This is a genomic window from Citreimonas sp. (assembly GCF_042096055.1).
Lineage (GTDB): Bacteria > Pseudomonadota > Alphaproteobacteria > Rhodobacterales > Rhodobacteraceae > Citreimonas.
Genome location: NZ_JBELMH010000012.1, coordinates 50,306 through 56,608, shown reverse-complemented (window position 1 = coordinate 56,608; position 6,303 = coordinate 50,306). Strand labels below are relative to the sequence as shown.

Below are 6,303 nucleotides of genomic sequence, written 5' to 3'. Positions count from 1 at the left end.
CGGGCGTGTCCTGGTATTCGCCCTTCATCATCAGCAGGTCGGCGAAGTTCAGCCCGCAGGCCGCGATCCTCACCCGGATTTCGCCCGCGGCGGGTTCGGGCATGGCGATCTCGGCCAAGCGGGGCGGGGCGTCGAACGAGGTGACCTGGTAGGCGCGCATGACCGTCTCCGAACTGGTGCGCGGGCATCTGGGCAAATCGGCCCGCCGGTGTCAAACCGGGGCTCGTGCGGCGGCGGCAACCGGCCCGCCCGAGGGGTGAAAATGCCGTAACGTACCGGATCAAAAATGAGTTTCTTTTTAAGTTGATACTCTTGGGGAAGGCGATACCTTGGGTTGATCTGAAACCGGGTGCCGGGCTATGTATAGGCGGTCTTTCCCCGGCGAAGCGGTCCGTGTCGCGTGCCCTTTCCCTTGTACCGAGGCGGCGGGGTGCTAACGTCTGAGGCAATTTTTACACGAGGAAGTGATTCATGGCGCATCCGGTCGATGTTCATGTTGGCAAGAAAATCAGGCAGCGGCGTTGGCTGATCGGCATGACCCAGCAACAACTGGCCGGCAAGGTCGGGATCAAGTTCCAGCAGATCCAGAAGTACGAAACCGGCGCGAACCGCGTCTCGGCCTCGCGCCTGTGGGACATCGCCGAGGCGCTGGACACGCCCGTCAGCGCCTTCTTCGAGGGGATCGAGGAAGCCGAGAACGCCAAGGCGGCGCATGGCCAGGACAACGTGCCGGCGGACATCCTCGCCGACAAGGAAGCGCTGGATCTGGTGCGGTCGTACTACGCGATCCCGGAAAACCAGCGCCGGCGCCTCTTCGACCTTGCGCGGGTGCTGTCCGACGTGGCTTGAGCCCGCGGCGCCTCCGCGTTAGCCCTTGCCCGACACGGGCGGGGACCTTCCGATGACGAACAGCCAGCAGACCCTGCGGTCCGATCTGGTCGAGACGGCGCACGCGCTGGCCGATGCGGCGGGCCGGGCGATCCTTCCGCATTTCCGCGCCGCGGCCCTGGCGGTCGAGGACAAGGGGGCGGGCGGCTTCGATCCCGTCACCGCCGCCGACCGCGCGGCCGAGCGCGCGATGCGCGACCTTCTCGCGCAGCGCCGGCCCGACGACGCGATCCTGGGCGAGGAATTCGGCGCCAAGGCGGGCGGCAGCGGCCTGACCTGGGTGCTGGACCCGATCGACGGCACGCGCGGCTTCATGGCCGGCACGCCCACCTGGGGCGTGCTGATCGCGGTCGGCGGCGCCGAGGGCCCCGAATTCGGCATCATCGACCAGCCCTACACGCAGGAACGCTTCTGGGGCGGGCTGGGCGAGGCGCGCTGGCGCGGCCCGCATGGCGGCGGCGCGCTCGGCACGCGGGCCACGCGGGACCTGTCCGACGCGGTGCTGTTCACCACCTTCCCCGAAATCGGATCGGCGGATGAGCGCGCGGCCTTCGGCCGGGTGGCCGGGCGCGCGAAGCTGGTGCGCTACGGCATGGATTGCTACGCCTACGCGCTGTTGGCCGCCGGGCAGATCGACCTGGTGATCGAGGCGGGTTTGCAGGCCTACGACATCCACGCGCCGCTGGCGGTTGTCGAGGCGGCGGGCGGCATCGTCACCGACTGGCAGGGCGGCCCGGCCCGCGAGGGCGGCCAGGTGATCGCCGCCGCAAACCGCGACCTTCATGCGCAGGCGTTGGCGCTGTTGGCGGCGGAATAGGCATCGAGCTCTGTGTGGCGGCGGATCGCCGCGCTTGTCCGCGCTCATCCGCACGCTAGGGTTGATTTTGATCGTTTCGCGCACGCATAAGCTTTGCCAAACCCGACACGACACGGCCGCCCGGTCCATGCCGGCGGCCCCGGATCATCGAAGGAGACCCCCGGTGCGAACCCTGGTCCTGACAGCGTCGCTGCTGTGCACCGCCTGCGTGCCCGTGCCCGTCACCATCACCTACGGCGAGCCGCCCGAGCCGGTGCAGACCGTCAGCCGCGACGCACCGGCCGAGACGACGGCGCTGAACGCCTACCGCACCGAGGCGGGCGTGCATCCGGTCGTGCAGTCCGAGGTGCTGACGCGGGTCGCGCAGGGCCACGCGCTCGACATGGCGCGGAACGGCTTCTTCGCGCATCGCGGCTCGGACGGCAGCCGGATCGGCCAGCGCGCGAAGCAGGCCGGCTTCAACTACTGCTCGGTCGCCGAGAACCTCGCCATGGGGCAGACGTCGCTGGCGCAGACGCTGGCCAGCTGGCGCGTCTCGCCCGGGCACTATCGCAACATGGTCTCGCCCAAGCACACGCGCTACGGGCTGGCGCGGGCCGAGGGCGACATCTGGGTGCTGGTGCTGGGCCGGCCCGGCTGCTGAGGCCTAGCCCTTCAGGCGCTTTCCCATCACCCAGGTGCCGGCGACCGCGCGGTCGTCGCCCAGCATGATCGTCGGGAACAGCGCCTGCCAGACATTCTCGGCGCGCGTCGCGGCCTGCGCGATGGCGGGGGTCGAGGCGAGGTCGAGCACGACGAAATCTGCCTCGCGCCCCGGCTCCAGCCCGCCCACGCGGTCGGCCATGTGCATCGCGCGGGCCGAGCCCTCGGTCGCCAGCCACAGCAGCTGCGCCGGGTGCGGCGGGGTGCCGCGCAGCTGACCGATCTCGTAGGCCGCCGCCATCGTCCGCAGCATCGAAAACGACGACCCGCCGCCGGTGTCGGTCGCCAGCCCGATGCGCTGGCCCTGGGCGGCGAGGCCGGCGAGGTCGAAGAGCCCCGAGCCGATGAAGGTGTTCGAGGTCGGGCAATGGATCAGCGCGGCCCCGCTCTCGCGCAGGCGGTCGCGCTCGCGCGGCTCGAGGTGGATGGCGTGGCCGTAAAGCCCGCGCGCGCCCAGCAGGCCGAAGGCTTCGTAGGTGTCGAGGTAGTCGCGCGCGTCCGGGAACAGGGATTTCACCCAGGCAATCTCGTCGGTCTGCTCCGACAGGTGGGTCTGCATAAGGCAGCCGGGGTTCTCGGCCCAGAGCGCGCCCATCGCCGCCAGCTGCTCGGGCGTCGAGGTGGGCGAGAAGCGCGGCGTGATGACGTAGTCGGCGCGTCCCCGCCCGTGCCAGCGCGCCAGCAGCGCGGCGGAATCGTCGTAGGCGGATTGCGCGGTGTCGCGCAGGCCGTCGGGCGCGTTGCGGTCCATGCAGGTCTTGCCGGCGGCGACGCGCATGCCGCGCGCCTCGGCGGCCGCGAAGAACGCCTCGACCGAGGCGGTGTGGATCGTGCAGAAGCTGCACACGCTGGTCGTGCCGTGGTCGATCAGCAGGTCGAGGTAGCGCCCCGCCACGTCGGCGGCATAGGCCGGATCGGCAAAGCGCATTTCCTCGGGGAAGGTGTAGGTTTCCAGCCAGTCGATCAGCCGCTTGCCCCAGCTCGCGATGATGCCGGTCTGCGGGTAATGCGCGTGCGCGTCGACGAAGCCGGGAAGGATCAGGCCCTCGCCATGGTCCTCGACCCGCGCGCCCGGGTGCTCCTCGCGCAGCGTCTCGGCCGGCCCCGCGGCCACGATTCGGCCGTCGCGCACCGCGATGCCGCCGCGGCGCTCGTGGCGCGCAGCCGAAGGCCCCTCGCGCAGCGCGTCGCCGTCGAACCGGATCGTCTGGCCCAGGTGCAGGATTGTATCGGTCACGCTCATCTCCGGTTGCAACGCGTCAGGGTAATCCCGCGCAGCGGCCGCCACAACGCCTTGGCGAATGTGGTTTTACCTGCCGCCGCACTGCCCTAGAATCAGGACGAGGCAGCGGCAAGCGAATGGAGAGCGGTGATGCTGGACGAGTCCGAGATCCTGACGCCCGATCCCGATCCCGAAGACGCCTACGCGCTTGACCGCAAGTCCGTCCTGCAGGTGCTGCAGGCGATCGAGGACGGCGACCGCGACCAGCTCGTCGCGCTCATGGAGCCGTTGCACCCGGCCGACATCGCCGACCTTCTCGAACAGATCGAGCAGGGCGACCGCGTCCGCTTCATCGAGCTTTACGGGCGCGAGTTCGACGGCGACATCCTGTCGGAACTCGACGAGACCATCCGCGAGGAACTGCTGGGCGTCATCAACCCGCAGGTCCTGGCCGAGGCGGTGCGCGATCTCGACAGCGACGACGTGGTCGACCTGCTCGAGGACCTCGACTCCGAGCAGCGCGACGCGATCCTCGGCGCGCTCGCCGCGAGCGACCGCGCGGCGGTGCAGCAATCGCTGACCTACCCGGACTACTCGGCCGGCCGCCTGATGCAGCGCGAGGTCGTGATGGCGCCCGAGCACTGGACCGTGGGCGAGGCGATCGACTACCTGCGCGCCTCGGACGACCTGCCCGAGCAGTTCTACCACATCTTCCTGGTCGACCCGAAACTGCGCCCGGTGGGCAAGGTCGCGCTGGGCAAGCTGATGGGGTCCAGCCGCGGCGTCGCGCTGCGCACCATCGCCTCGGACGATTTCCGCATCATCCCCGTCCTGCAGGACGAGGGCGACGTGGCCTACGCGTTCAACCAGTACCACCTGATCTCGGCGCCCGTGGTGGACGAGACCGAGCGCCTCGTCGGCGTCATCACCATCGACGACGCGATGGCGGTGCTCGAGGAAGAGAACGAAGAGGACATCCTGCGCCTCGCCGGCGTCGACGAGGAAAGCCGCCTGTCGGACACGATCCTGGCGACCACGCGGCGGCGCTTTCCCTGGCTGGGCGTGAACCTGCTGACGGCGGTGCTGGCAAGCCTCGTGATCGCGCAGTTCGAGGCGGCCATCGCCGAGATCGTGGCGCTGGCGGTGCTGATGCCGATCGTCGCGTCGATGGGCGGCAACGCGGGCACGCAAAGCCTGACCGTGGCGGTGCGTGCGCTGGCCACGCGCGACCTCACGGGCTCGAACATGTTCCGCGTCGTCCGGCGCGAGGTCGCCGTGGGCCTGCTGAACGGCCTCGGCTTCGCGGTGATCATGGGCATCGTCGGTCTGATCTGGTTCGGCTCGCCGCTTCTGGGCGCGGTGATCGCGGCGGCGATGGTGATCAACCTCGTGGTGGCGGGCCTGTCGGGCATCGTCATTCCCGTGGTGCTGGAAAAGGCCGGCGTCGACCCGGCGCTGGCGGCGGGCACCTTTGTGACCACGGTCACCGACGTGGTCGGGTTCTTCGCCTTCCTCGGCCTCGCCTCGGCGGTGCTGCTCTAGATGAACATCGAGGCGCTGAAGGACACGGCGCGCAAGGCGGCCTTCGCCCGGCGCAAGGCCGCCTTCGCGGCGGCGCCGCCGGACGCCTGGGCGGCGCTGGCGGACGTGCTCGACCGCCATCGTGGTGCCTGCGTCTCGGGCTTCCTGCCCATCCGGACCGAGATCGACCCCCGCCCCGCGATGGCGCGCGCCGCGCGCGACGGCCCGGTCTGCGTGCCGGTGATCGAGGGGCGCGGCCTGCCGTTGCGCTTCGCCCGCTGGACGCCCGACACCCCTCTGGTCGCCGGCCCCTTCGGCGCCCAGATCCCCGCCGATCCCGACTACGTCGAGCCGGACGTGCTGATCGTGCCGCTGCTGGCCTTCGACCGGGCGGGCAACCGGCTGGGCTATGGCGGCGGCTACTACGACCGCACGCTGGCCGAATTGCGGGCGCGCGGGCCGCGCGCCGCCATCGGCTTCGCCTTCGCCGCGCAGGAAACGAACGACCTGCCGCTTGAGCCCACCGACCAGCCGCTCGACATGATCGTGACCGAGGCCGGCATCCTCACGCCGCAGCCCTTGCGTCACCGTTGACGGACCGCGCGGCCGGGCGCAGTCTGCATGCATATTTGCAGGAGTCCGCGCCCGTGTTCCTTCGCCTCATCGCCGCCTTGGCACTTCTGATGGCGCTCGCTTCCTGCGCCTCGCTGAGCGAGCAGGAATGCCTCGCCGGCAACTGGGAAGAGATCGGCCAGCGCGACGGCCGCGCCGGGCGCACCGCCGACTACATCGTCAACCACTACAAGGCCTGCGACGAGACCGGTGTCACCCCCGACCGCGCGGCGTGGGAGCGCGGCCGCCAAGCGGGCCTGCGCGCCTATTGCACGCCCGACAACGCCTACGACGTCGGCCGCTCGGGCCGGCGCCTGTCGCCGGTCTGCCCGGCCGCGTCGCTGCCCGCGCTCGACCGCGCGCACGACCGGGGCTGGCGCTATTACCGCCTGACCGAAGAGATCCGCGACCTCATGCGCGAGGCGGACGATGTCCGCGCGCATCTCGTCGATTCGGACGACCGGACCGCGCGGGCGACGCTGGCGTCGCGGCTGAACTTCATCCAGCTGCGCCGCACCATGCTCGAGGCGCGGCGCGCGGC

The 6,303-nt window shown here is 70.5% G+C and carries 7 protein-coding genes; 6 read left to right on the top strand and 1 reads right to left on the bottom strand.

Annotated features, from left to right (window positions below; translation table 11 throughout):
- The first annotated feature begins 471 nt into the window (after window positions 1–471).
- The 3 genes from ACFDTC_RS05015 (at window position 472) to ACFDTC_RS05005 (ending at window position 2,348) form a co-directional block, all read left to right on the top strand.
- Window positions 472–849 (top strand): helix-turn-helix domain-containing protein, encoded by a 378-nt coding sequence (locus ACFDTC_RS05015; protein WP_375257773.1) that lies wholly within the window; start codon window positions 472–474, stop codon window positions 847–849.
- A gap of 52 nt (window positions 850–901) precedes the next feature.
- Window positions 902–1,705 carry a histidinol-phosphatase gene (gene hisN, locus ACFDTC_RS05010; RefSeq protein ID WP_375257772.1) on the top strand — a complete coding sequence of 268 codons (804 nt, stop codon included), beginning with the start codon at window positions 902–904 and terminating at the stop codon, window positions 1,703–1,705.
- A gap of 163 nt (window positions 1,706–1,868) precedes the next feature.
- Window positions 1,869–2,348: a CAP domain-containing protein gene (locus ACFDTC_RS05005; protein ID WP_375257771.1), complete on the top strand. Its 480-nt coding sequence runs from the start codon at window positions 1,869–1,871 to the stop codon at window positions 2,346–2,348.
- A 3-nt stretch (window positions 2,349–2,351) separates the two neighbouring features.
- On the opposite strand, the gene guaD is transcribed toward ACFDTC_RS05005, so the two are convergent.
- The gene (gene guaD / locus ACFDTC_RS05000) at window positions 2,352–3,644 is read right to left on the bottom strand and encodes a guanine deaminase (RefSeq protein ID WP_375257770.1); all 1,293 of its coding nucleotides are present in this window, start codon (window positions 3,642–3,644) and stop codon (window positions 2,352–2,354) included.
- A 135-nt stretch (window positions 3,645–3,779) separates the two neighbouring features.
- Between guaD and mgtE the strand changes: the two genes are divergently transcribed.
- The 3 genes from mgtE to ACFDTC_RS04985 all read left to right on the top strand — a co-directional run.
- Window positions 3,780–5,171: a magnesium transporter gene (mgtE, locus tag ACFDTC_RS04995; RefSeq protein WP_375257769.1), complete on the top strand. Its 1,392-nt coding sequence runs from the start codon at window positions 3,780–3,782 to the stop codon at window positions 5,169–5,171.
- Window positions 5,172–5,744: a 5-formyltetrahydrofolate cyclo-ligase gene (locus ACFDTC_RS04990; RefSeq protein WP_375257768.1), complete on the top strand. Its 573-nt coding sequence runs from the start codon at window positions 5,172–5,174 to the stop codon at window positions 5,742–5,744.
- 53 nt (window positions 5,745–5,797) lie between these two features.
- Window positions 5,798–6,303, top strand: a 506-nt coding sequence (locus ACFDTC_RS04985) for a DUF2799 domain-containing protein (RefSeq protein ID WP_375257767.1), incomplete at its 3' end; no start/stop codon positions are given.